Here is a 24,849-nt window from a genome sequence, read left to right on the forward strand (position 1 = left end):
AGCATCTTTATTTGGAGGTAGAGAAATGAAGCGTTTGAAGGTACTTCAGATTTTAATAGTTTTATCGATTATTATGGGAGGTTGCGGAAATGAGAACAAAGAGAATCAAACTTCTCAAAAAAATACTTCCCAAAAGGTAGATGATGATAATAAATCATCTAAAAAAGAAACCTCTACTACTTCTTCGAATGAAGAAGTAGAGGTTTCTCCATTACCATCAACATATCAAGAATTAGAAAATTTGCCTGCCGGAAAAGATTCCGAGAGAATTCCAACTTTAACTGAAGAAGACAAGGATAAGGTTGTTGAAAGATTCAAGGATTTACCTGATATTCAGAATAATCCTTCCAAGAAGGAATTGGATTATTTTTATCAGGAATTGTTAAAGAGAGTTCAAAGAGATTTTAAAGGTCCAGATAGCTTAATCAAACAAATGAAGTTTCAGTCTTTCGGGGATCCCGAAATAGAAGATTCCAGGTATCAATTTAAAGAGAATCTAAATGTAGAAATCATTTTAGATGCCTCTGGAAGTATGGCACAGGATGTTGGCGGCACTACAAAGATGGACGCTGCAAAAGAAGAGATTAAGAAGTTCGTTGAAAGCTTGCCTGAAGGGACCAAAATGGGGCTTAGGGTATATGGGCACAAAGGCAGTAATGCAGATTCAGACAAAGAACTTTCTTGTAATAGTTCAGAAATGATGTATTCAATCGAGCCTTTAGAAGATTCTAAATTCCAATCTGCTTTAGACCTAGTTCAACCTAATGGCTGGACACCAATAACGCTTGCACTTAATGAGGCTAAAAAGGATCTATCTACACTTAAAGGTGAAAACAATACTAATATTGTGTATCTAGTCAGCGATGGAATAGAAACATGTGATCAAGACCCGGTAGCAGCTGCTAAGGATCTATATGATTCTAATTTGAAACCTATTATAAATGTTATCGGATTCAACGTGGATGCCGACGGTCAAAGACAGCTTAAGGATATCGCTGATGCCACTGAGGGCATTTATGAGAATGTTGAAGACCAAGCAAGTTTAAAATCGGAGCTTAAGAAGATCCAGAGTGTTGCTGAATCTTGGGAAAGGTGGAAAAGAAAAGGTAAGCAGTCTATAGAATTAAAAGAAGTACAAAACAGCTTGGACATATTTGGATACATTACACAAGAGAGTGTAAAGGTAACAACAGAAAAAACTCAAATAGACTTATTCTTATCTATTCTCGCTAATCATGGGAAGATGGATACAGAATCAAATACATATCTCTCAGAGAAAAACAGAGAGTATCATGAATGGATGTATGCTGAAGTTGAGGAATTTGAGCAAGAATTAAGAGCAATAAACGAGAAAAGTTATAAAGAAGCCATGAAAGCATTAGAGCAGAAGTACAACATTAATACTCAATAAAACTGTGGGAGGGTTACCGATACATTTATGACCCCAGTCACCCTCTAAATGAGGTCGAGCGATCGAGTCCGACGATTCATATAATGGAAGACAAGTTTCAAATTCGGGAAAATAGACTTTAGACGCCCTCGCTAAACAACAGTATTTTTTTCCGAACATTGTATTTTGGTGAGAGAGTTTACTACTGTAGGACCAATTACTACGAGGAATGGGAGGGTGACTGATTATGAACAAACAGGACATATCTAACATTGCTCAGGATCACAAAAAATTATTAGAAAAAGTGGATATATGTCCTTATGAATTTCATAAGGATAGTCATGTTTACAGAATGGCTCATTTTTATAGGTTAAGTTCAAAGTTGTATGGTAGTTTTGTGTTTACCCCATATGATATATCATTTGAAGATGTGAAAATGGTATTTTACAAATTCATCTTATTAGAAGAGTACATGAAAGATAAACTATCTAAAGTAAATGACTATGCTTCTACTGATTTTACTGCAAGCTACTTAGGTTACCGTCAAGAATTAAATGAGAAAATTGAGGACTCAAGCTTTATTGATGCACAGGAAATTATACAAGAAATGATAAAGGCAATCGATTTTTTTGAAAGTTCGTTAAAAAACATTAGGGAGACGTATTCGGATTTTAAAAAGATGATCAAGAAGATTGAAACTACTAATGTTTTTATTGAGGAGCAGCTATCCGATATTCAACGGTTATATGGTAAAGTACATGCCTATCAATTTCTCCAAGCAGCAAAACAAAAAGAGCTAATTCACTCTTCGAGGGAATTAGTTGTGTACATGGATAAAAAAAAGCTCTTTACTAATGGGTTGGTAAACTTTTATAAGAAAACTAAAATAATGGCGAGTGAAGACTCAGAAAATAGATTAGACCATTCTATAAAAGGTTTTGGTGATTACAAAGAAAACCTTACACTCACCTTTAAAGAATTAGAAGAGAAATTTGTTAAGAAAAATGAAAAGGACTTTTATCAAGCTTTAGATGAGAACTTTATTAAGAGGAGAGTTAGAAACCCTTCGGTACAGAAGTTGTAAGGTGATTTAAGCTTTTAGGGATAGTTGGATATTATATACTAATAAATTTTAGGGTGTCATCCTCCTCTCACTATTCTATTTCCTTTATTAATAATTAAATAAATACATACATTAGTAGATAGGTGTTTTCTATGGACATAGCTATCGAAATGAAATCAATCCCAAAATTCAATCCGTTAGTACAATACAGAAGTGGTACTGTGAGTAAGAACTTGACACGTTGGATCAGTTCTCTAATAGTCTTTTTCTACTCAGTACGATTCTCCCACTATCGACATCTGCAGACATACAGCCTTGGAAGGGAAATCCGACATACTTGATAAACGTTACCATTTTGGTAGATGAGCATCACTAAAAAAGGAGGTTATAACTTGAGACTTCATAAAGAAGAATTAATTAAAATTGTGGAAAAAATAATTAATGCTGAGGGTTCGGAGGAAGAACTTGATAATTTGATAGATGTTGTGGAGAAAAATGTTCCACATCCAAATGTTAGCGACTTGATATTTTGGAATGAAGATGAATTAAGTGCCGAGGAAATAGTCGAAAAAGCAATGAAGTATAGACCAAATCTACTTTCGTAGGATAAGTGAGGAACACGAAAAAAACTACTTTTTTGAGGTTACTTATAAACAGACAGGATTAAATAATATACTGTTGGAACGAAAATGAAAGTTTTTATGCTTACCATGATTGGCTATATGTCTTTTAAGGTTTTTCAAGTACTATTCAATATCGAGTAAACCACTCATTATAAAGATATGGATATCTGTCTTATTTGATCTTAGAACAAATAATAAAACGAAAGAATTATGGGGCAGTCCTCCTTCATACTATTGCGTAATAGTGACGGGGCTGACCCATTTTTCTCGGTCTTTCTTGAAGAGCTTGGAAATAGGGGATGGGAAGAAGAAGATATTGAAAATCTTCAATATACTGATCCTGACTTATGGGAATTCCTCACAAGCTCACAAGAATGGGAAAACTACTTCAAGCGTGTCGGGAACGGGCTGGGAGACACTGCAACCGGCCTATGGGAATGGATAAAGAGCAGCACCAAATCCATGTGGGATTATGTCTCTTCTGGGGACATCTTCAGCGATGCCAAACAATCCACCATAGACAAATTTCACTATGTCATGGATGGAGGGATTTGGAAGGACACAAAAAGCACAGCCCGCTACCTTTTTTCCAAAAACGCCTGGAACGATGTGAAAAGCGGCTTATTCTCCACATGGGAATACACGAAGAACATCGGAAGCTACCTCTTCTCCAAACAAGCGGTCAAAGACGCCTATCAATATGTCACTTCGGGTGAGATCCTCATGGATTACATGGAAGACTTTGAAAGCTTCGCGACAGGGGTCAACCCGGAAACCCAACAAAAAGTCTCAGGCATGGAACGAATCATCGCAGCCGGAAGCATCGTCTTCAAACCTATTAAAGCTCTCTCGATAAAATAGACAAAGTCGGGAAAGCAGTGGATAAGGCGAAGATGTTGGCGAAGGTTGAGGATAAGAAGAAGCCTGGGGTAGATTCTAGACCATCTTGGAGACAGTCTGAAATTGATGTAGAGAAGGATTTTCCTGAGTATAAAGCACAAAAATCCTTCAAGGAAGGTAAAGTAGTACCTTATGGAGAAAAAGGCAGTTCTAGACCAGACTTATATCAGGCTGGGCATAGTATTGAGGTGAAAAATTATAAGGTTACTACTATTTCGAGAGGACGGAGTAGGTTAGTTAATAATGTATCAAAGCAGGTAGAAAAAAGAGTAAATGATTTGCCTAAAGATACAAAACAGTCTGTAATAATTGATATTAGGGGACAAAATGTATCAGATGAAACACTAGATGAGGTATATAAAAAGATTATGGAAAAAACAAATGGTAACGTTGATATAAGATTTAAAACAAATTGATCGAGGTGAGAAAAATGGCTGTGGGATTTAAGGTGAAATTTTCCTGGTATCAAATTGGGCATGGTGATTTCTTACACTCTTTTTTCTCTAACATAAGTTATCATTTAGAGCAAGATGGCTGGGGCACTGAGTATCCATTATTATTAGTCGAACTCTATAATGGGAAACTTGAGCATAAGAAAATTGATCGTGCTATAAATGAATTAGAATCCATTAAAAAGAAGTTACAGAATTTTAGCCCTTCACAAGTAATCTGGGATATTGAAGACTTATCTAAACGACCACCGTGGGGTGATAATATTAGTAAGGATATTACGAATTTATCTAATTACTTTGTAACAAGTGATGGTGAGGACTTAATAGATATGTTAATGAAAGCATTAAATAAAGGACTAGAAACTAACTCAGATGTTTATATAGAGAGCTTATAAAATTCCTTCTATTAATGACCTTGATATATTTCAAGGTCATTTTTTATATTAACAGCGCGTAGAAAACTTCATCGCGTACATTACAAACAGCCATTAAGAACAGATAAGAGACAACACCAAATCCATGTGGGATTATGTCTCTTCTGGAGATATCTTCAGCGATGCCAAACAATCCACCATAGACAAATTTCACTATGTCTTGGACGGAGGAATGTGGAAGGATACAAAAAGTACAGCACGCTACCTCTTTTCCAAAAACGCCTGGAGTGATGTGAAAAGCGGGTTATCCTCCACATGGAAATACACCAAGAACATCGGAAGTTACCTCTTCTCCAAACAAGCGGTCAAAGACGCCTATCAATATGTCACTTCGGGTGAGATCCTCATGGATTACATGGAAGACTTTGAAAGCTTCGCGACAGGCGTCAACCCGGAAACCCAACAAAAAGTCTCAGGCATGGAACGAATCATCGCAGCCGGTAGCATCGTCTTCAAACCGATTAAAGCTCTTGATAAAATAGACAAAGTCGGGAAAGCAGCGGATAAGGCGAAGATGTTGGCGAAGGTGGAGGAACGTAAGGGTATTAAAAGAAAAAAAACAGTTGCTAACATCAATCCAAAGTATGTAACTGCAATTGATAACAAAGTAACAGTAAAAGAAAAAGATCATTTACCTGAATGGCTCAAGGAGACTTTTACAGATTCTCAATATAGAACAGTAATTACAAATGAAAACATAACAGTCTATAGAACTTACGGCGGAAAGGCAAATCCTAAGGGAGCTTTTGCTACTACAACTCCTGCATCGAATAGAATTAATAGTAAGATAGATTCAGCACTATTACCGGAATGGAAGAATAATAGAGAGTATGAAGCTGTTATTGAAATTCCAAAAGGAACAGAATTAAACATTGGTAAAGTAGAAAAGTAAACTACTAAAGGGGGTACACTTCTTGCCGGAGGAGCAGATCAAGTTCTACTACCTCAAAATTGGGATGAAGACTGGATAAAAGAAACAAGGAAAGTGCCAAGTCGGTAGAGGGGATGGATATTGGATGGATTCGAAAAAAATCGTCATACAGATAAAGAAAGCTTTAATTCTCCTGGAGGACAAGTATAAGTCAGAACCAACTGATATGCTTAAGATGATAATTAAAAAATATAGAGAGGCATGCTATATCTTAGAAAATAATAAAGTGGATCGTCTTTCCAAAGAAATGATTAGTTTACGTGGGCTGAGTAGAGCATATTTAGAAGCGTATAGTGATTATCTTAATCCTGTTTTAGATGAAATGAATAAAGTAGAAAAAATGATAGATAGCACTAATTGAATTTTAGTTAGTTATGAAGCACTGGGAGCCTAGTGCTTTTGTCTTTAACGTTAAAAACAAAGCACCAAATCCATGTGGGATTATGTCTCTTCTGGGGACATCTTCAGCGATGCCAAACAATCCACCATAGACAAATTTCACTATGTCATGGATGGAGGAATTTGGAAGGACACAAAAGCACAGCCCGCTACCTTTTTTCCAAAAACGCCTGGAACGATGTGAAAAGCGGCTTATTCTCCACATGGGAATACACGAAGAACATCGGAAGCTACCTCTTCTCCAAACAAGCGGTCAAAGACGCCTATCAATATGTCACTTCGGGTGAGATCCTCATGGAGTACATGGAAGACTTTGGAGGCTTCGCGACAGGCGTCAACCCGGAAACCCAACAAAAAGTCTCCGGCATGGAACGAATCATCGCAGCCGGTAGCATCTTCAAACCGATTAAAGCCCTCGATAAAATGGATAAAGTCGGGAAAGCAGCGGATAAGGCGAAGATGTTGGCGAAGGTGGAGGATAAGAAGAAGCCTGGGGTGGTTGTGGCTTGTAAGGGTATAGGTAAATATGATTATGGATGGGATACGCCTCGTGGTGGCGGTGAGATAGGTGGAAGAAGATATTCAGAACACTCACTAGAAAGAATGGCACCTCATACTATCCAAGTTGGGGTTGAGTTAGAAAAAAGAGCCCTTGAAAAGGGATTAAAGCCAGGTGCTAAAGAATTTTAAAATTTTGTTGACCCAAGGGGTGTTCCACCTATGGTTGTAGAGGAAACAATTAGAAATGTAAAACCTACTGCTGGAAATAGACCAAATACATTAAAATATGATGGTAAAGACGTTACTGTAATTACTAACACAAAAGGTGATGTTATTACGGTAATTCCAAAGTGAGTGAGGGGTGTTTGCATGGCAATTAAATACAATGAATATTTAATGCTGGAATTATTCAATAGTGAACCAATAATAATTGATAGAGAAGCTGAAATTTACAAATATCAAATGCAAGGTTTCCTAGGATTAGAATTAGCATTTTCTTTCTCGGTTTATGACCAATATGTAACAATAAGATTGGACCACAACCAACTCCAAAATCCATTATATGACATTGAAATACAAAATGTAGAGGAAATTAGGGTAGAGAAATCAAAACTAATAGTACTAAAGCAACAAAGTAAAGAGCCAGTAATCGAACTTAATATTACACCTAACTTTATGCTTGATTTAAGTATCTAACTAATAATAGGTCACGAGGATATTTTAGTTCTCGTGACCAATATTTTTTTGTAGACACAGTACCGAATAACTTACTCTTTATATTATAAAAAGTGTGATGAATAAAGGTGGCGGTGTTCTTCAACTATTACCATTATCTAATGTTTAATTTTAGATAGAACTAAGGGTACGGGTGAAGTTTCGAAGAAGGGTGCAAATAGATTTTTATATAATTTCGGGCTACCTAGTGCCGAATGGACCTTAATCCTGCAGAGTAGAAAGTGAGAATTTATACATGGTATATACGGCTCTTGTTAAAAGACTAGACCCACAAAGAGGGGGAGGATTCTTTAAGGCGGCAGAATATTTTTCATTTGTCTTTGGCGATAAAGCCACTCTCTACTATTTTTGTTCATAGTAATCGAAGGGAGTTTCAATGAGATTCTGTAATTAGGACAATGTTGGGATGGAGAATCAATTTTATGAAGAATGGATGGGTGAAAACAATGACTTTCAAAAAGAAGGTGCCTCTAAAAGAAAGTAGGATTGATACAATAGCTTTCCTTCTGATTTTGATGGGAGCCCTATGCAGTGTCGTACCTGACGGATCTTGGCTTTTATTTGGTTTGAACATGACTATTGCCATCATTGCATGCATCACTTCTTTTATTTTGTGGAAATTTAATCGCAATGACAGCGTAAGGTATTTCTCCTTGAATGCTTATGTAATGCTGGTAGCGTTGTCGCTTTATTTTGCCATCCCTTTATTTAGGGTGTTTACCGGAACCATCGTCTTTTGGGCGGGTTTGCTGGTCATTATCATTATGGCATTGGTCCCTTATCTTTTTGCTGAAAACATTGCTTATGGAGTAAAGAACCCAACACGAACAGCTTTGGGACGAGTATATATGGTGACGGTTCCTCTCATAATTACGTTTGGTTCCATCTTATTCACTAATGTGAGGGCCAGTGGTCACCCGAGTGCTGTGCCAATAGCGATTTTCCTTTATGTTGGGGCCTTATTCTTCCTGTTTATTGCTCCTATTCTTCTGATTACTCCTGAGAGGATGGAGGAATTAGAGAAGTGAAGTAACAGTTGAGTCTGAAATATCTACACTACCAAAAAACTGAACTTAAAAGGATAACAGGTTAATAGCTTATTCAAGCTTGAAAGCACATTTCAAGCTTTTTATTGATGGTTTTTCTTTAGTTATATTAATAATAGATACCCCTCTATGGCTTCCAAATAGTTCTTCCCCAACTCCCACTAGATAATAGGATGCATACAAACCCCTCAATCATTAAATTTCCACCAACAAGTTTCAAAACCCACCCCTGTGGTAAATAAGATATGAGTTATTACCAAAAAATTGAAAAAGTAATACATAAGTCTCATTTCTAACTATTTTTGACATCACATTCAATTGTGAACCGTATATAGGTCTATTGAAAAGAAATGAAGGGACCTATTATACAATCATCACCGCTCAAAGGAGAGAAAACTATGAAAAAGTTATTTACACTGTTGATTAGCTGTTCACTGATAGGGATGGTCGGGTGTTCGGGAGAAGAGATAACAAAGAAAGACCCGAAAGAAACATCCTCAGAGGAGGCAAAAAAGCCAAAAGGAAAAGAAGAAGTGGATTTCCCTGAGGCTCCGACTGACCCCGAAGAAATCGTCAAGCAGCCATATGGAGAGAAGATGCAGGATGTTGTGATGAAGGTGAAAAGTGGGGACGAAGCGGACATTGATAAAGTGGAAGACATCATGAAAGATTTCCCTGCTGAGGGGCTTAGTGTAGAGGAAATGTTTAACGGGGTGGTTAATTGGTTTGCCCTGGATTATTCGGAGCCCTATCAGGCATTGAAAAATTATGAGCCGGATTTCGGTAAATACGATATTGAAAAAAAGAATGATAAACGAAAGAATGTCGTCATACTCATTGACTCAAGCGGAAGTATGGCAGCAAAGGTAAGTGGCGGCCAGAAAATGGAACTTGCTAAAGAGGCTGTCAGTAAATTCGCGGCCGGTTTTCCAGAAGATGCTACGATCTCTCTTAGAGTCTATGGGCATAAAGGAACGGGGGCAGATGAAGATAAAAAAACATCCTGCTCCAGCGATGAACTGGTCTACGAACCCAATGCATATGATCAGTCCTCCTTTGAAAAAGCATTGACTCAGTTTAAGCCGAGCGGATGGACGCCGCTGGGGGCTTCGTTGAAGTCCTCCTACGAAGAACTCCGATTTGAACGCCCAAGTCAATATTATTGGATTTGATGTCGATGACAAAGGCCAGGAGCAGTTGAAGGCAGCGGCAGAGGCCGGAAAGGGTCAATACTTTACTGTAGGTAATAAAGTAGAGCTCGAGAAGTCACTACAGGAATTGCTGGATAATGCCGTTCAGCAGATCGAAGAGAATTTCACTAAAGCAAGCAACGGAATCGAGATCAATTACAAATCCGTCGAGCTCCAACAACAGGTGGATGACCTGGGCCGAACATTTGATGAACTTTCATCAGAGGAACGGACGATCTTTAACAAGGCCATCTTATCACTTCAGAATCAGGAGAAAATTGACCGGGATAAAGCGATGGAAATAGAAGATTTAGCAGATGAAAGACTTCAAGCATTGGAAGCTTTTGCGGAGGAACTGGAAAATGAGGCAAGGGAGAAAGTAAAGAATAAGAGGGAGAGTCTGTTTAAAGCGATGGAGTGAACGGGACATGATGAAGATGAATGAAAATGGAAGGGGCATTAAAACATGAATATGATCGATGCTAAAAAAAGAGTCAAAACTATGGGAATTGTGGCTGCTGTATTATTAGGGGGCCAGGTATTCTTCCTACTGGCAATTGTGACCCTGGGACAATCCTTTTTACCTGGATTAGATCGAATCTGGAAGTAGCGATCTAGAAGGGCAGGTTCCTTCAGGAAATACAAACATCAAGATTGAAGGAACAGGAAATTTACTCTTTTGGGTTTATTATTAAATGATAGAAAAGGAGGATTTGCAATTTGGATACTCAAATATTACCAGATAAAGCGAAAAAACATAAAAAGTTATTTGAGCAGGTATTTATTAACCCTTATGGCTACGAAGTTAATGGTAGTAAATATTTTTTGACTCTATACAAAAAAAGTAAAAAAACAACAGGATACTCCATTATTACTTCTGAGCAATTTAATAACGAGGATGCTATGGAAGCCTTTGAACATTTAATAATTTATACGATATTTGTTAACAATTTCTTCTCAATTGGTGAGAAAAGAGCCCGAATAAGTGCAGATTACTTTTTTATTCCTGCAAAAAAAATTGATCAATATCTTCAAGTCCATGGAATGGATGAGATTTTAAAGAAGGGTAAAAATATTTTAATTGAGTATGGGGATTTACAAGAAGAATTTAAAAATATAGCAAATGAATATACGCACTACTATGACACTACTATCCTAGGTAGGAATGAAATTAGTAAGGACGACATAAAACAACTGCTAACAGTGTTATCTCATCTCAATAGAATTCAATATTTACAAGGGAAAAAATTTATTGAATCATATAATGAGCTTAAATTGTTAGAAAAGGAAATGAAGGAAACGAATATTTCTAAAAGTATTCCTCCAGATAATCTAAAGTTCTTAACAGAATTATTAAGTAGCAAAAAGGATACTGAGATAACTTTAAGGGACCTAGATGTAGAGAAAGAAATAGAGCACTTAGAAGTAAATGAGCAAATTAAGATATTAGTGAGCGAATTTAAGAAGGCTGGGTATGAAAAAATGCCACGCTACAAACAAGACCTGCGTTATCCAAAACTTTGAAAAGAGACCGCTTGGGTTAACCAAGCATATACTATATCTTGCTTGAAAGGGAGAAGGAAATGAACCTGTCCACTCTAAAAATAGAAGCAAATAGACATAAAAAGTTTTTAGAAAATAAAGCGTTAATGAATCCTTATAGTTATAGAGTTAATAACGTTGACTATTTTTTGGTCGTCTACAAACGCAATGAAAAGTTTAAAGGTTATGCTGTCATAGCTGAGAAGGAATTTTGCGTTAATGATGCAAAGGCGGCTTTCGAGAAGTTGATTATATACAATGTGTTTGTAAATAGATTCTTTGAGATAGAAGAGGCAAAAATGAAACTATCTCCCGACTCATTTGGAAATATAGCTGTTATCTTAGAACAATTCCTTGAAACAAATAACAATAGCGTTCTTTTAGTTGGTAAGGATATTATAAGAAAGCTTGAACAATTGTTAACCAGTCTACAGAATGTAATCAAAGATTATTCCCATTATTACGATTGTAAAATACTTGAAGATAATGAAATTGATGACGATGAAATAGAAAAACTTTGGAGAACCCTTGCCCATATAAATAGAGAGCAATATCTTCAAGGAAGAGAATTAATAGAGAAATTCGATGAGTTAAGAAACATGTTTAATGAGATGAAAATACATGGTTTAGATAAAGAACTGTCACAATATGATTCTACAGTGTTGAAAGAATTGACCAAAAGCATTAAAGATACAGAGAGGACCATTAAGTCTTTAAATATTGAAAAAGAAATTGCCCCTTTACCAGTAGAAGAGCAAGTGAAAATGTTAATTGAAGAGTTTAAAAAGGTAGCGAGAGAAAAGTTGCCCATTTACAAGCAAGACTTGCGTTATCCTAAGTAACCTTGCTAGAAAGAAATGATGGAAGTGCCAAGTATGTGAAGAGGGGCGGATTTAAAAGGTCATATATCATTAATGACTGTACAAATTTAGATTCAGCCTAGTTATTGCTAAATTACTTCCTTCTATAAAGAATGTGAATTTTAATCAAGCGTTGTTTGTCCAAACCCAACCCTAAACCCTCGATATCCCACCCAATATTGGTTAAAATAGATAAGACACATCATGATCAACAAATGGCTATAGCTTAAAGGAGAGAAATACATGACGAACTATGCAGATGATAGTTTAGCGTTGCATACAGATTTGTATCAGATAAATATGACGAAGGCGTATTGGGATGATGATTTCCATAATCGAAAGGCTGTTTTTGAAGTGTTCTTTCGAAAGCTGCCTTTTGGCAATGGATATGCGGTGTTTGCGGGGCTTGAAAGGATCATTGAATATGTGAAAAACTTTCATTTTTCCGAGAGTGATATTGAGTATTTGCGTGAATTGGGGTATGAGGAGGCATTTCTGGCTTACTTGGCTGATCTTCGTTTCACTGGGACGATTCGATCGATGAAGGAAGGGGAAATTGCCTTTGGGAATGTTCCGCTTGTTCGGGTGGAGGCACCTCTTGCCCAAGCGCAACTTTTGGAGACGGCGATTTTGAACATTGTGAACTACCAGACGCTGATTGCGACAAAGGCGAACCGGATCAAGCAGGTGGTGCAGGATGAGGTTGTGATGGAGTTCGGAACAAGGCGTGCCCACGAGCTGGATGCGGCGATCTGGGGGACCCGTGCTGCGTATATCGGCGGTTTCGATGCAACGAGTAATGTCCGGGCTGGAAAGTTGTTCGGGATGCCTGTTTCAGGTACTCATGCCCATTCGATGGTTCAGGCGTATCGGGATGAGTATCAAGCGTTTCATAAATATGCCGAGAGCCATAGGGATTGTGTGTTCTTAGTGGATACCTATGATACGTTGAAATCTGGTGTGCCGACGGCAATTCAGGTGGCGAAGGAGCTTGGTGACAAGATTAATTTCAAGGGGATCCGCCTTGATAGTGGAGATATGGCGTACCAGTCGAAGAAGGCCCGTAAGATGCTTGATGAGGCAGGCTTCACGGAAACGAAGATCATCGCTTCGAACGATCTTGATGAATACACGATCCTGAATCTGAAAGCGCAGGGAGCGAAGATTGATGTATGGGGTGTCGGGACGAAGTTGATCACCGCCTATGATCAGCCGGCATTGGGTGCTGTATATAAGCTTGTGTCCATCGAAAACGAAGCCGGAGAGATGGAGGATACGATTAAAATATCGAGCAATGCCGAGAAAGTTTCGACTCCCGGGATGAAAAAGGTTTATCGGATCGTCAATACGGTTAATCATAAATCAGAGGGTGAATACATCGCGTTGGAGCATGAAGAGCCTCAGCGTCAGGAACGGTTGAAGATGTTCCATCCCGTTCATACGTATATCAGCAAATTCGTCACGAATTTTGAAGCGAGGGAGCTTCATGTGGATGTATTCAAAGAAGGAAAACTTGTCTTTGAAGCACCTCCGTTGGAAGAAATGAGATCGTTCGTCAATGAAAATCTCGGGTTGCTTTGGGATGAGTACAAGCGGTCGATGAATCCGGAAGAATATCCGGTCGATTTAAGTGAAGAGTGTTGGAACAACAAGATGAACCTGATTCAGCAAGTGAATGCTGAAGTGAAAGAAAAGCATAGCGGAAATTGGTAAGTTTGCCTGTGATTGGGTAATATAAAAAGATATACTGTGATGTAATATAACCTAACATGGAGTGTGAAAACATGGATTCTCTTCAAAAACAAATTGTAGAAGAAATGATGGTATCGCCTGAAATCAATCCCCAGGAGGAAATCCGCCGCAGCGTCGACTTTATGAAGGCTTACCTTAAGAAGCATTCATTTATGAAAAGCCTGGTCCTTGGGATCTCAGGCGGCCAGGATTCCACTTTGCTCGGAAAACTTGCACAGACGGCAATTGATGAGTTAAACAAAGAAACTGGCTCGTCTGATTATGCTTTCTACGCAGTAAGATTGCCGTACGGGGAACAGGGAGATGCCCAGGATGCCATCGATGCGGTGGAGTTCATCAACCCAACTGTATCCCTGACGGTGAATATCCAGCCTGCAGTCGATGCGAGCGTTGAGACATTGAGTAAAAGCGGGATCGAGCTGTCCGACTTTGTGAAAGGGAATGAAAAGGCCCGCGAACGGATGAAGGTGCAATTCGCCATCGCCGCTATGAAAAACGGCGTGGTACTCGGTACCGATCACTCTGCTGAAGCGGTCACCGGTTTTTACACCAAGTATGGTGATGGAGCGGCAGACCTTGTGCCCCTTTTCCGCCTGAATAAACGTCAAGGAAAGCAGCTGTTGATGGAGCTTGGCTGTCCGGAACACCTGTACAACAAGAAACCGACAGCGGACCTTGAAGAAGATCGTCCTCAGCTTCCTGATGAAGAAGCCCTCGGCGTCACATACGATCAGCTCGATGATTATCTGGAAGGGAAAGAAGTGCCTGCTGATGTGGGGAAAACGATCGAAGGCCACTATCTGAAGACGCAGCATAAACGTCATCTGCCGGTTACGGTGTTTGATGATTTTTGGAAATAAACACAATCTGGTTGATCTGCTTAGAGGTAGATCAACCTTTTTTTTTGAAGATGGTCAAATAAAGCTTAAGGAGAGAGTGTGAAATGATTGAAATGCAGGGTGGGGAAGACTTGCGGTATACGAACCAGCTGCCAGATTATGCTCTGAGGTTTCATAGAGGTTTAATCACCGTGTTTGGCGTCGCGTCCTTGGGGTTGCTTTGGTTAGTCTTCTATTTTTTAGTCTTGGATTTTATACCCGTTTTGGCAGGCTTGATGTTCTTTGTGTTTGCCTTATTGGCATTTTTGACAAAGTTTTGTTATAACAATTTAAAGCTTTATACGAACCTGACAATCGTTAAGCATCTCAATCATGAAGGTTATTATTTTTATTATAGAAATGAAAAAACAAAAGAAGAAATAGAAGAGCTCATTACATACGAGCAGATGGACCAAGTCATTATCGGCCATACGTTGAGATATATCCCGAACACGAGCACTGCCGTAAAGAGCCTTCGCATCATTGGGGCGAGGATCATCATTGTTTGGGAGAATGAAGGCGAAATGGATTTTCGGATTTTCGATATTGAAGTACAGGATCAGCTTGATGGTTGGATCGACAGACTTCGTCTCCATGATATCCCACTATACATGACCGAAAAAGATATAGGGAGTGTACCAGGAGATGAATATGTAAAGAAGTTCCTGGGGGAAGGAAGAGACCTGAAAGAATTATCAACTCCATTCACGGTCGGTGGAAGAACAACGGAGAAGCTGGAAAAATATTAATCTTTCTCAACATCTTTTGTGGGGTAGGGATTCCAGGGTGAGACAAAAGTTAATAGATCATGGAAAATCCGGATGATGATTCGACACCCTTTGGTGAAGATCGAATGCATTCGGATTTTTATGGTTTATACCTATTAAAGGAATCAAGGTTTCAAATTGTGATCACTCCTGATGAAAAAGCTTGTAGGTTAGATGTCAATAGGCGCCAGCGACGATTTCCCCCCCTCCCAATTTCCTATTCACCCACTATATTTTTCCCAAATAATAGAGGATTTTCGACTTTTTAAACGAAAGTAGTAATAGTTAAAGTCGATTTGAATCATTCAGGAGGGGTACGATGTCACACGAAATGGTAAATCCGAAGTTACAAAGTATCATCGATAATATAGAGAAAGTCATGATCGGAAAGAGGAATGTAGCGGAGCTGAGCATCGTTTCCCTGCTTGCCGGCGGGCATGTGTTGCTTGAGGACGTCCCAGGTGTAGGGAAGACGATGATGGTCCGGGCGCTGGCGAAATCGGTGGGGGCGAGCTTCAAGCGTATCCAGTTCACGCCGGACCTGCTCCCGTCAGATGTTATCGGGGTGTCGATTTACAACCCGAAGGAAATGGAGTTTACGTTCAGACCGGGGCCGATCATGGGGAATATCATCCTTGCCGATGAAATCAACCGTACATCGCCGAAGACTCAATCTGCCCTGCTTGAAGGGATGGAAGAGAGCAGCGTGACGATTGATGGGGAGACCCGGAGTCTGGATAAACCCTTTTTCGTGATGGCGACCCAGAACCCGATTGAGTATGAAGGGACTTATCCGCTGCCGGAAGCCCAGCTTGACCGTTTTCTGTTGAAGATGAAAATGGGCTATCCTGAACCGGAGGAAGAGATGGAAGTCCTGCACCGTGCACAACGGACGCCTCCGATTGATGAATTGGAGCCGGTGATGACCCTGGAAGAGTTGAGATATATCCAGGGAGATGTGAGGGAAGTGCTGGTGGATGACACCATTAAGAAATATATTGTGGAAATTGCGACCCGTACGAGAATGCATGCGAATGTGTACCTTGGCGCAAGTCCCCGTGGATCGATCGCATTGATGAAGGCTTGTCAGGCGTATGCCTATTTAAGGGGAAGGGACTATGTCGTTCCCGATGACGTGCAATATCTGGCGCCGTTTGTGTTTTCCCACCGGATTATTATGAAATCCGAGGCGAGGTATGAAGGGATCACGCCGGAGGAAGTTGTGGAAAGAGTGATGGCAAGAATCCCGGTACCGGTACAAAGGCTTGTGAGATAGGATGAAGAAGACATTACAATACCTTAAGCCGCTGGGGAAATTTCTGCTGCTCCTTTTCTTGATCGGCATCACCTTTTCGTTCGCGATGTTCCAAGGCGGGTTTGTGAGCTGGTTCTTGTTCTACAGCTTTATGCCATTCGCTCTTTATTCGTTGTTTGTATTCCTGTACCCCCTGTCGGCGTTCTATGTTGAACGGAGCTTTGAAGCCAATGAGTTCAAGGCGGGGGATGAGCTGAAGGTGACCGTCACCCTTTCGAGGAAGATTCCGTTTCCGTTGTTCTACATGGTGATGGAGGATGTGGTCACCGATTCCATGTTTCATCATTCCGGTTTTCAGAAGGCGAAGGCGATGATTCATCCGGGATTCAGGAAACGGATCACGCTGACGTATATCGTTGACGAGCTGCCCCGGGGAGAGCACATATTCTCTGCAGTTCGCTTCAGGACGGGTGATTTCTTCGGTGTGTTTGAAAAAGAGGCAACGGTTGAATGTAAAGATAAGCTCCTTGTCTATCCGTCGACGGTGGACGTGCCGTATCGTCCCCTCGAGAGCCGGTATGATCAGGGCATGACAACTTCCAATGTGAAGATACAGAAAGACACGACAATGGCAACAGGTATCCGGGAATATCAGCCGGGCGACCGGTTCTCCTGGATTCATTGGAAAACCTTCGCGAGGACCAATGAGCTGATGACGAAGGAGTTTGAAGAACGGCAATCCCATGATGTCTTGATCGTGCTCGACCGGGAAGTGTCCCCTGCTTTTGAGGCGATGGTGACATTCACGGCGTCGATGATCCGCTCCATTGTGAAAAAAGGGGCGCAGGTCGGTCTCGTCTCGATTGGTGAGGATCATGTTTCGTTTCCGATCCGGGGCGGTGAGGAACACCTGAGTCAGCTGTCCTATCACCTGGCGAAGGTGAAGCACGACAGCCGATTCGGATTGGGGAAAGTGCTGCAGGGGGAAGGGTTGAACTATTCCCAGTCGGCTGCTGTCCTCGTTGTCACATCGTCGGTTTCGAAAAAAATGATCATGAGTGTGAATCAATACGCAAAGCGAAACAGCTCGGTCGTGGTCTTTCTCGTGAAACGCGTCGGTGAAATGGTCACAGAGGAAGAGAAATCAGTGAAGGCTTATGCTTCGTCACGGGGCATCCGGTTGAAGGTATGCCATGAAGGCGACTTCTCTTCCGCGTTCTTGGAGGTGAAACGGGCATGAATCATGATCGATCAAAGCACCAATTTTTCAAGCTGATCATTTACGTGTTTGGGTTTTTACTTCTGTGGGAATGGCTGAAGCCCCTGAAGGTCGTGACCGATACAGGCAGTCTGACGTACTTTGTCGTATTTATCGCCATGGCCCTGACACTGTCCTATTTCAGGATTCATTACTATATCTCGGCACCTCTCAAAATTCTTTTTATCTTATACAGCCTGCACGCATTGTATTATAAAGGTTCGTTCATCTCACTCAAGTGGGTGCGGGATTTCGGCAGGAACCTGTGGGAAAACCTCGGCTTTACCCTTGGGCGTGAATGGTCGAATCTTTCATTTGAGTACCGGAGCCTGCTGTTCTTTATATTGCTCTGGCTGATGACGTATCTCATTTATTATTGGTTGTCTGTAAGAAAGACGATTCTTCTCTTTTATATCATGACGGTGACGTATATATGCCTCATCGATACATTTACTGCTTACGAAGGGGACAGGGCGATCGTCCGTATCGTCATATTCGGATTCCTGCTCATGGGACTTCTTGCATTGGAGAGGCTGATGCAAAGGGAGAACCTGTTTGGGTCCAGGATGAGCCGCCACCGTTGGGTTGTTCCTTTGACTGTCCTCCTTGGTGTGAGTTCGGTCGTCGCCTTCGCGGCCCCAAAAGCCGACCCCGTCTGGCCGGATCCAGTTCCTTATCTGCAATCTTTCTCTGAAGATGCAGGGGGGACCGGTGTGAACAAAATCGGCTATGACAGTGATGACTCCAAGCTCGGCGGTCCCTTTGTGGGGGATCCGACCGTTGTATTCAATGCCGAAGTGACAAGGGAGCATTACTGGAAAATCGAAACGAAGGACCTTTACACAGGGAAGGGATGGGAACAGTCCATTCCGGATGATCAGCAGTCTGCACTGCCTTTTAAATCAGGTGAAGCGGTACCGATCCCGTCATCGGAAAGCGATGAAGAGCGGGACCTGGAAAGTGAGAAGATTACTGTCGAGCGGAAGTATACCCATGTTGCCTATCCGTATGGGGTGGAAATGATCACCGGGAATGAAAATGGGTACTTCAGCTTTAATCCCATCAATGAAAAGGTGACGAGCTATAAAGAGCTTGATGAGACGGTGAAGCTGGATGGTTATGAGGTTTCCTACCGCTCTCCATTCTACTCACAGAAAAAAATGAAAGCGGCCAATGAGGATCAGGAGATCATGCAGGTTCCTGATTTCGTCGACCGCTATACCCAGATCCCTGATTCCACCCCGCAACGGGTGCTGGACCTCGCCTTTGAGATTACTGCGGAAGAAGACAACTGGTATGACAAAGTAAGGGCGATTGAAGGGTATTTTTCGAAGAAAGCGTATGTTTACGATCAGTTTGACGTCCCTGTCCCTGAAGAGGGAGTGGATTACGTCGATCAATTCCTGTTCGATACGCAGCGGGGATATTGTGACAATTTCTCCACCTCCATGGTCGTTCTCGTCCGTGCCCTGGGAATCCCGGCAAGATGGGCGAAGGGCTACACGGAAGGGGAATACAGCAGACAGGTGGATTCGGTCACGAAGCTTTATGAAGTGTCGAACAACAATGCCCATTCCTGGGTGGAGGTCTTCTTCCCGGAAGTGGGATGGGTTCCTTTTGAGCCGACCGTCGGCTTCAGCAACAACGTTTCTTATCAGTACGATTTGGACCTTCCTGATGCTGAGAAGGACGAAACACCGGCCCCCGAAAAGGAAGAGACGCCGAAGAAGCCTCTGCAACCTGATGAAGGCAGTATGGCAGAAAAAAGCTTTTCCCTGTCTAAGCTTTGGGACGACATGAAGTACTTCCTTGAGGAAAACTGGGGTAAGATTGTGATGGGGACGATCCTCCTTGTCATCATCATCATGGCTTTATTCCTGATGAGAAGACGGTGGATGCCGTACCTGCTGATATTCTATTACCGCAGAAAGTCGTCTGAAGACGCATTCCCGGATGCCTATCTCTCCCTCATGAAGCAATTGGAACGATATGGGATGAGGATAGAAGACGGGCAGACGCTGAGAGGCTATTCGAGACAGATAGATACCTTCTTCGGCACCCGGGAGATGACGAACCTGACCAATCATTATGAGCGCGTGCTGTACGGTCAGAACCCTGATTCGGGAGACTGGATTAAGATGAGGGAATTGTGGGAAAATTTAATTAAAAGAACAACTGGTTGACCCGGGTCAACACAAAGTATAAAATGATGTCAAATTCATAATAGTGTTCGTTAGCATCCTTCGTATATCCTCGATAATACGGTTCGAAAGTTTCTACCCGGTCACCTTAAATGACTGGACTATGAAGGCAGTGTTCTATTTTGACATCCGTGTATGCAAAAGACTAGAATTCTGCCTTTTTTTAGGCGAAGTCTAGTTTTTTTTATATTTTTTTGGAATGCTAACAACAATAGATAAGATAAGGTAAATAAACTGAAGAGGTGAACTGAATGCTTGGTAAAGAAGAATTGCACAATCAAGAAATGATCGTCGTTTTGGACTTTGGAAGTCAGTATAATCAATTGATCACGCGAAGAATCCGTGAGTTTGGTGTTTACAGTGAGCTCCACCCGCATACAGTTACCCTTGAAGAAATCAAGGAAATGAATCCAACCGGGATCATTTTCTCCGGCGGACCGAACAGCGTGTACGGCGAAGATTCATTCCGCTGCGATGAGCGCATTTTTGACCTGGACATTCCGATTCTCGGGATCTGCTACGGCATGCAGCTGATGACAATGCATTTTGGCGGCAAGGTAGAGCGGGCGAAGCACCGTGAATACGGGAAGGCAGCCATCAACATCGAGAAACAGTCAAAATTGTTCTCAAATCTTCCTGAAGAGCAGGTCGTGTGGATGAGTCATGGAGATTTAGTCGTTGAAGCTCCGGCAGGATTTGAAGTGAACGCAACAAATCCGTCATGCCCGATTGCTTCCATGAGTAACGAAGAACAAGGCCTCTATGCCGTTCAATTCCACCCGGAAGTACGCCATTCTGTACACGGGAACGAAATGCTGAAGAACTTCGTGTTCGAAGTGTGCGGCTGCACAGGTGACTGGTCAATGGAGAATTTCATCGAAATGGAAATGGACAAGATCCGTCAAACAGTCGGTGACAAAAAAGTTCTATGTGCGTTAAGCGGAGGTGTCGATTCTTCCGTCGTGGCGGTGTTGATCCACAAAGCAATCGGTGATCAGCTGACTTGTATCTTCGTCGATCACGGGCTTCTTCGTAAAGGCGAAGCAGACAGCGTCATGAAGACATTCGCCGACGGCTTCAATATGAACGTCATCAAAGTGGATGCACAGGACCGCTTCCTGAATAAATTAAAAGGCGTATCCGATCCGGAACAAAAACGTAAAATCATCGGAAACGAATTCATCTACGTATTTGATGACGAAGCAACGAAGCTTGAAGGCATCGACTATCTTGCCCAAGGTACGCTGTATACAGATATCATCGAAAGTGGAACGGCGACTGCGCAAACGATTAAATCCCACCATAATGTCGGTGGATTACCGGAAGATATGCAGTTCACCCTCATTGAGCCGTTGAACACATTGTTCAAAGACGAAGTGCGCGCACTTGGATCTGAACTGGGTATCCCTGATGAAATCGTATGGCGCCAACCGTTCCCTGGACCGGGTCTTGGCATCCGTGTGCTTGGAGAAATTTCTGAGCAGAAGCTTGAAATCGTAAGGGAATCTGATTATATCCTCCGTGATGAAATCAAAAAGGCCGGCCTTGACCGCGATATTTGGCAATACTTCACGGTTCTTCCTGACATCCGGAGCGTCGGGGTGATGGGGGATGCGAGAACCTATGATTATACAATCGGGATCCGTGCTGTTACGTCCATCGACGGAATGACGTCTGACTGGGCACGTATACCGTGGGATGTGCTCGAGAAAATCTCGACCCGCATCGTAAATGAAGTGGATCATATCAACCGCGTTGTGTATGATGTGACGAGCAAGCCGCCTGCAACGATCGAGTGGGAATAAGGCAAGAAAGCTAAGTGACGGGACCCTTCCGGCCGGAGTCGACAAATGTCGGCAAAGGCAGGGAGGTGCCTGTCGCTTTTTGTATTTAACGAACATTCTTCCGTTATTTATAATGAACGTTCGTATTTTAGGTTGACGGACACGGTTTCCCTTGGTACAATAGTACTGTAATCATAATAAAACATATCATAAGTATTACGTCGTATAATTTCGGGAATAGGGCCCGAGCGTTTCTACCAAGCTACCGTAAATGGCTTGACTACGAGGTGATGGATGATAGGGCCTTTTTTGGGTACCTGTCTATCTTGATCTTAACAGTCAAAGCCTCGAACTCTGGTAGTTCGGGGCTTTTATATTTGAAGTGTAGACTCTTACGACGACTCACTAGGAGGAGTGCAGAATGAAGAATTTCTTTCAGTTTGAGCAGTTAGGCACGAATTATAAAAGGGAGATCATCGGTGGCTTGACCACCTTCTTATCCATGGCCTATATCCTGATCGTCAATCCCCTTACATTGACGCTTCAGTCTGTTCCGGATCTTCCGGACAGCATGAGAATGGATTATGGTGCAGTATTTGTCGCGACAGCCTTGGCTGCTGCGATCGGTTCCTTGATTATGGGCTTGATAGCCAAATATCCGATTGCGCTCGCACCGGGGATGGGGTTGAATGCCTTCTTCGCGTACACGGTCGTTTTGACAATGGGTGTACCCTGGCAATCGGCTCTGACCGGCGTATTGATTTCAGGATTGATCTTTATCGCCCTCACATTATCGGGCATCCGTGAGAAAATCATCAATTCGATTCCGGCTGAGCTGAAATATGCGGTCGGAGCAGGGATCGGACTATTCATCACGTTCATCGGGTTCCAAAATGCAGGAATCATCGTCAACAATGAAGCTGTCTTGGTCGGCCTTGGGGATTTAACGAACGGCACGACACTGCTTGCGATTTTCGGCATCATCATCACCGTCATCCTGATGACTAGAGGTATCAAAGGCGGTATCTTCATTGGGATGGTTGTAACGGCCATCGTCGGCATGATCGCCGGTTTGATCGACACGCCGGAGAAAGTAGTGGACGCAGCGCCAAGTCTTGCGCCGACATTCGGTGCGGCACTTGACCCATTATTCAACGATGCCGGAAGCATCTTTACAATTCAGATGCTTGTCGTTATCCTGACATTCTTGTTCGTGGACTTCTTCGATACAGCAGGTACACTTGTAGCGGTCGCCAATCAGGCAGGGTTAATGAAAGACAACAAGCTGCCTCGTGCAGGCAAGGCGCTATTCGCAGATTCATGTGCAACAGTCGTCGGGGCGATCCTTGGGACGTCTACGACCACATCTTATATTGAATCCTCTGCAGGGGTTGCAGCAGGGGCTAGAACAGGATTTGCGTCCGTGGTGACCGCCATCTTATTCATTCTCTCGATTTTCTTCTTCCCGCTGCTTGCTGTGATCACATCAGCTGTGACAGCACCGGCACTGATCATTGTCGGGGTCTTGATGGTTTCATCACTGGGTGAAATCGACTGGAAGAAATTCGAGGTGGCTGTGCCGTCATTCCTGACGATCGTCGCCATGCCGCTCACATACAGCATCGCAACAGGGATCGCCATCGGATTCATCTTCTATCCAATCACAATGATCATGAAAGGCCGGATGAAAGAAATCCACCCGATTATGTACTTCCTGTTTGCTATATTCGTTCTGTATTTCTTATTTCTTGTGTAAATCTTATATTGAAAGCCGATCTTGTATGAGATCGGTTTTTTCTTATTTTTAAAAGGGAAAGATTGAAAGATAATAAAGGGAACAGCACTGCCCTTAGAGAAGATAGTACAAAAGAAAGAAGAATGAATTGAAAAAAGGGGAAAAATTCGTTAAAATCATGGAATCGGGTAGTGTCGAAAATGGTCGAATAAATAGGGAGAATTGCGTATGTCTACTTTAAATGTAAAAAAAGTATTGAATAATAACGTACTGATAGCCGTTCACGATAATTATGGTGAAGTCGTGCTGATCGGAAAAGGAATAGGATTCAACCGAAAAAAGGGAGATCCCATCCAAAATGATATCGCTGAAAAGATGTTTGTCCTTAAAGGGGAAAAAGAACAGGAGCAGTATAAAAATCTTCTTCCTTTCCTGAATGAGGATATGTCGAACGTCATCATTTCCGCTATCGAGCTGATCAGGAAACGGACCAACTCATTTCTGAATGAGCACATTCACATCGCCCTCACCGACCATATCCTTTTCGCCATTAACCGACTGATGAGAGGGATGGAAATCCGCAACCCTTTCCTGGTCGAGACGAGGACACTTTATCCTTTTGAATATGAAATAGCCAGAGAAGTGGTCGGCATGATCAATGACATGACCGATGTTCATCTGCCGGAGGGGGAAGTCGGCTTCATCGCCCTTCACATCCACAGCGCCATGATGAATAAAGATCTGTCTGAGGTCAACCAGCATTCCCAATTGATCGGCCGTTTGACAGGGATGATCGAGCAGCAGCTTGATGTTGAAATCAACAAAGAGAGTGTAGACTATATGAGGCTTGTCCGTCATATCCGCTATACGATCGAGCGGGTTTTGCGAGGGGAAAAAGTAGAAGAACCAGAAAAAATCGCAAAACTGTTGAAAGAAGAATACCCTGTCTGCTATAATTTATCATGGAAGCTGATTAAGATGATGCAGCAAACATTACAAAAGCCCGTTTATGATGCCGAGGCAGTTTACCTCACCATGCATCTCCAACGGATACAAAATAAAGTAAATTAAAGAACTTATCTTTCTTACGTGTTACTGATTCGATCAGGCATGAGTGAAGAAGATAATTGAAACGTGTATTTTGGGGTAGTCT

General features: G+C 41.9%; 26 protein-coding genes and 2 riboswitches. All 26 genes read left to right on the forward strand.

Annotated features, from left to right (window positions below):
• The first annotated feature begins 25 nt into the window (after positions 1 to 25).
• The 26 genes from KH172YL63_RS01755 to glcT all read left to right on the forward strand — a co-directional run bounded on the left by KH172YL63_RS01755 (position 26) and on the right by glcT (position 24,767).
• Entirely contained in the window at positions 26 to 1,411 is a 1,386-nt protein-coding gene (locus KH172YL63_RS01755; RefSeq protein WP_173104499.1) for a VWA domain-containing protein, read from the forward strand.
• 226 nt (positions 1,412 to 1,637) lie between these two features.
• Positions 1,638 to 2,474, forward strand: a complete 837-nt coding sequence (locus tag KH172YL63_RS01760) for a hypothetical protein (protein ID WP_173104500.1) — start codon at positions 1,638 to 1,640, stop codon at positions 2,472 to 2,474.
• A gap of 371 nt (positions 2,475 to 2,845) precedes the next feature.
• Positions 2,846 to 3,058: a bacteriocin immunity protein gene (locus KH172YL63_RS01765; protein WP_232066091.1), complete on the forward strand. Its 213-nt coding sequence runs from the start codon at positions 2,846 to 2,848 to the stop codon at positions 3,056 to 3,058.
• 228 nt (positions 3,059 to 3,286) lie between these two features.
• A complete protein-coding gene (locus KH172YL63_RS01770; RefSeq protein WP_173104502.1) occupies positions 3,287 to 3,937 on the forward strand; it encodes a pre-toxin TG domain-containing protein in 651 nt (216 codons plus the stop codon).
• A gap of 32 nt (positions 3,938 to 3,969) precedes the next feature.
• Positions 3,970 to 4,392, forward strand: coding sequence for a hypothetical protein (locus KH172YL63_RS01775; protein WP_232066092.1), 423 nt, complete (start codon positions 3,970 to 3,972; stop codon positions 4,390 to 4,392).
• A 14-nt stretch (positions 4,393 to 4,406) separates the two neighbouring features.
• Positions 4,407 to 4,823 carry an immunity 70 family protein gene (locus tag KH172YL63_RS01780; RefSeq protein WP_173104503.1) on the forward strand — a complete coding sequence of 139 codons (417 nt, stop codon included), beginning with the start codon at positions 4,407 to 4,409 and terminating at the stop codon, positions 4,821 to 4,823.
• Between the two features lie 124 nt (positions 4,824 to 4,947).
• Positions 4,948 to 5,754 carry a pre-toxin TG domain-containing protein gene (locus KH172YL63_RS21555; protein ID WP_232066093.1) on the forward strand — a complete coding sequence of 269 codons (807 nt, stop codon included), beginning with the start codon at positions 4,948 to 4,950 and terminating at the stop codon, positions 5,752 to 5,754.
• A 124-nt stretch (positions 5,755 to 5,878) separates the two neighbouring features.
• On the forward strand, positions 5,879 to 6,154 hold the full coding sequence (locus KH172YL63_RS01795) for a hypothetical protein (RefSeq protein WP_173104504.1): 276 nt from the start codon (positions 5,879 to 5,881) through the stop codon (positions 6,152 to 6,154).
• A 161-nt stretch (positions 6,155 to 6,315) separates the two neighbouring features.
• Positions 6,316 to 6,882 (forward strand): pre-toxin TG domain-containing protein, encoded by a 567-nt coding sequence (locus KH172YL63_RS21560; protein ID WP_232066094.1) that lies wholly within the window; start codon positions 6,316 to 6,318, stop codon positions 6,880 to 6,882.
• Positions 6,883 to 6,912: 30 nt separating this feature from the next.
• Positions 6,913 to 7,047 carry a hypothetical protein gene (locus tag KH172YL63_RS21690; protein WP_269475183.1) on the forward strand — a complete coding sequence of 45 codons (135 nt, stop codon included), beginning with the start codon at positions 6,913 to 6,915 and terminating at the stop codon, positions 7,045 to 7,047.
• A gap of 15 nt (positions 7,048 to 7,062) precedes the next feature.
• Positions 7,063 to 7,389, forward strand: coding sequence for a hypothetical protein (locus KH172YL63_RS01810; RefSeq protein WP_173104505.1), 327 nt, complete (start codon positions 7,063 to 7,065; stop codon positions 7,387 to 7,389).
• A gap of 461 nt (positions 7,390 to 7,850) precedes the next feature.
• Positions 7,851 to 8,456, forward strand: coding sequence for a hypothetical protein (locus KH172YL63_RS01815; RefSeq protein ID WP_173104506.1), 606 nt, complete (start codon positions 7,851 to 7,853; stop codon positions 8,454 to 8,456).
• A gap of 416 nt (positions 8,457 to 8,872) precedes the next feature.
• Positions 8,873 to 9,646, forward strand: a complete 774-nt coding sequence (locus KH172YL63_RS01820) for a vWA domain-containing protein (protein WP_173104507.1) — start codon at positions 8,873 to 8,875, stop codon at positions 9,644 to 9,646.
• The gene (locus KH172YL63_RS01825) at positions 9,615 to 10,085 is read left to right on the forward strand and encodes a hypothetical protein (RefSeq protein WP_173104508.1); all 471 of its coding nucleotides are present in this window, start codon (positions 9,615 to 9,617) and stop codon (positions 10,083 to 10,085) included. Before KH172YL63_RS01820 ends, KH172YL63_RS01825 begins: the two co-directional genes overlap by 32 nt.
• A gap of 45 nt (positions 10,086 to 10,130) precedes the next feature.
• Positions 10,131 to 10,274: a hypothetical protein gene (locus KH172YL63_RS01830; RefSeq protein ID WP_173104509.1), complete on the forward strand. Its 144-nt coding sequence runs from the start codon at positions 10,131 to 10,133 to the stop codon at positions 10,272 to 10,274.
• 110 nt (positions 10,275 to 10,384) lie between these two features.
• The gene (locus tag KH172YL63_RS01835; protein ID WP_173104510.1) at positions 10,385 to 11,188 is read left to right on the forward strand and encodes a hypothetical protein; all 804 of its coding nucleotides are present in this window, start codon (positions 10,385 to 10,387) and stop codon (positions 11,186 to 11,188) included.
• A gap of 59 nt (positions 11,189 to 11,247) precedes the next feature.
• Positions 11,248 to 12,048, forward strand: a complete 801-nt coding sequence (locus tag KH172YL63_RS01840; RefSeq protein WP_173104511.1) for a hypothetical protein — start codon at positions 11,248 to 11,250, stop codon at positions 12,046 to 12,048.
• Positions 12,049 to 12,309: 261 nt separating this feature from the next.
• Positions 12,310 to 13,779, forward strand: a complete 1,470-nt coding sequence (locus tag KH172YL63_RS01845) for a nicotinate phosphoribosyltransferase (RefSeq protein WP_173104512.1) — start codon at positions 12,310 to 12,312, stop codon at positions 13,777 to 13,779.
• Between the two features lie 71 nt (positions 13,780 to 13,850).
• Positions 13,851 to 14,678, forward strand: a complete 828-nt coding sequence (gene nadE / locus KH172YL63_RS01850; protein WP_173104513.1) for an ammonia-dependent NAD(+) synthetase — start codon at positions 13,851 to 13,853, stop codon at positions 14,676 to 14,678.
• A gap of 83 nt (positions 14,679 to 14,761) precedes the next feature.
• Entirely contained in the window at positions 14,762 to 15,445 is a 684-nt protein-coding gene (locus KH172YL63_RS01855) for a hypothetical protein (protein ID WP_173104514.1), read from the forward strand.
• A 337-nt stretch (positions 15,446 to 15,782) separates the two neighbouring features.
• Complete coding sequence (locus KH172YL63_RS01860; protein WP_173104515.1) at positions 15,783 to 16,739, forward strand: AAA family ATPase; 957 nt, start codon at positions 15,783 to 15,785, stop codon at positions 16,737 to 16,739.
• A gap of 1 nt (position 16,740) precedes the next feature.
• Complete coding sequence (locus tag KH172YL63_RS01865) at positions 16,741 to 17,958, forward strand: DUF58 domain-containing protein (protein ID WP_173104516.1); 1,218 nt, start codon at positions 16,741 to 16,743, stop codon at positions 17,956 to 17,958.
• Complete coding sequence (locus KH172YL63_RS01870; RefSeq protein WP_173104517.1) at positions 17,955 to 20,159, forward strand: transglutaminase TgpA family protein; 2,205 nt, start codon at positions 17,955 to 17,957, stop codon at positions 20,157 to 20,159. The genes KH172YL63_RS01865 and KH172YL63_RS01870 overlap by 4 nt, the downstream gene beginning before the upstream one ends.
• Positions 20,160 to 20,199: 40 nt before the next feature.
• Positions 20,200 to 20,301: riboswitch (purine riboswitch) on the forward strand.
• 127 nt (positions 20,302 to 20,428) lie between these two features.
• Complete coding sequence (gene guaA, locus KH172YL63_RS01875; RefSeq protein ID WP_173104518.1) at positions 20,429 to 21,982, forward strand: glutamine-hydrolyzing GMP synthase; 1,554 nt, start codon at positions 20,429 to 20,431, stop codon at positions 21,980 to 21,982.
• A gap of 180 nt (positions 21,983 to 22,162) precedes the next feature.
• A riboswitch (purine riboswitch) is annotated at positions 22,163 to 22,264 on the forward strand.
• A 118-nt stretch (positions 22,265 to 22,382) separates the two neighbouring features.
• Positions 22,383 to 23,717: an NCS2 family permease gene (locus KH172YL63_RS01880; protein ID WP_173104519.1), complete on the forward strand. Its 1,335-nt coding sequence runs from the start codon at positions 22,383 to 22,385 to the stop codon at positions 23,715 to 23,717.
• Positions 23,718 to 23,924: 207 nt separating this feature from the next.
• A complete protein-coding gene (gene glcT, locus KH172YL63_RS01885; RefSeq protein ID WP_173104520.1) occupies positions 23,925 to 24,767 on the forward strand; it encodes a glucose PTS transporter transcription antiterminator GlcT in 843 nt (280 codons plus the stop codon).
• The last annotated feature ends 82 nt before the right edge of the window (positions 24,768 to 24,849 follow it).

This window comes from Bacillus sp. KH172YL63, assembly GCF_011398925.1.
Lineage (GTDB): Bacteria > Bacillota > Bacilli > Bacillales > Bacillaceae_B > Rossellomorea.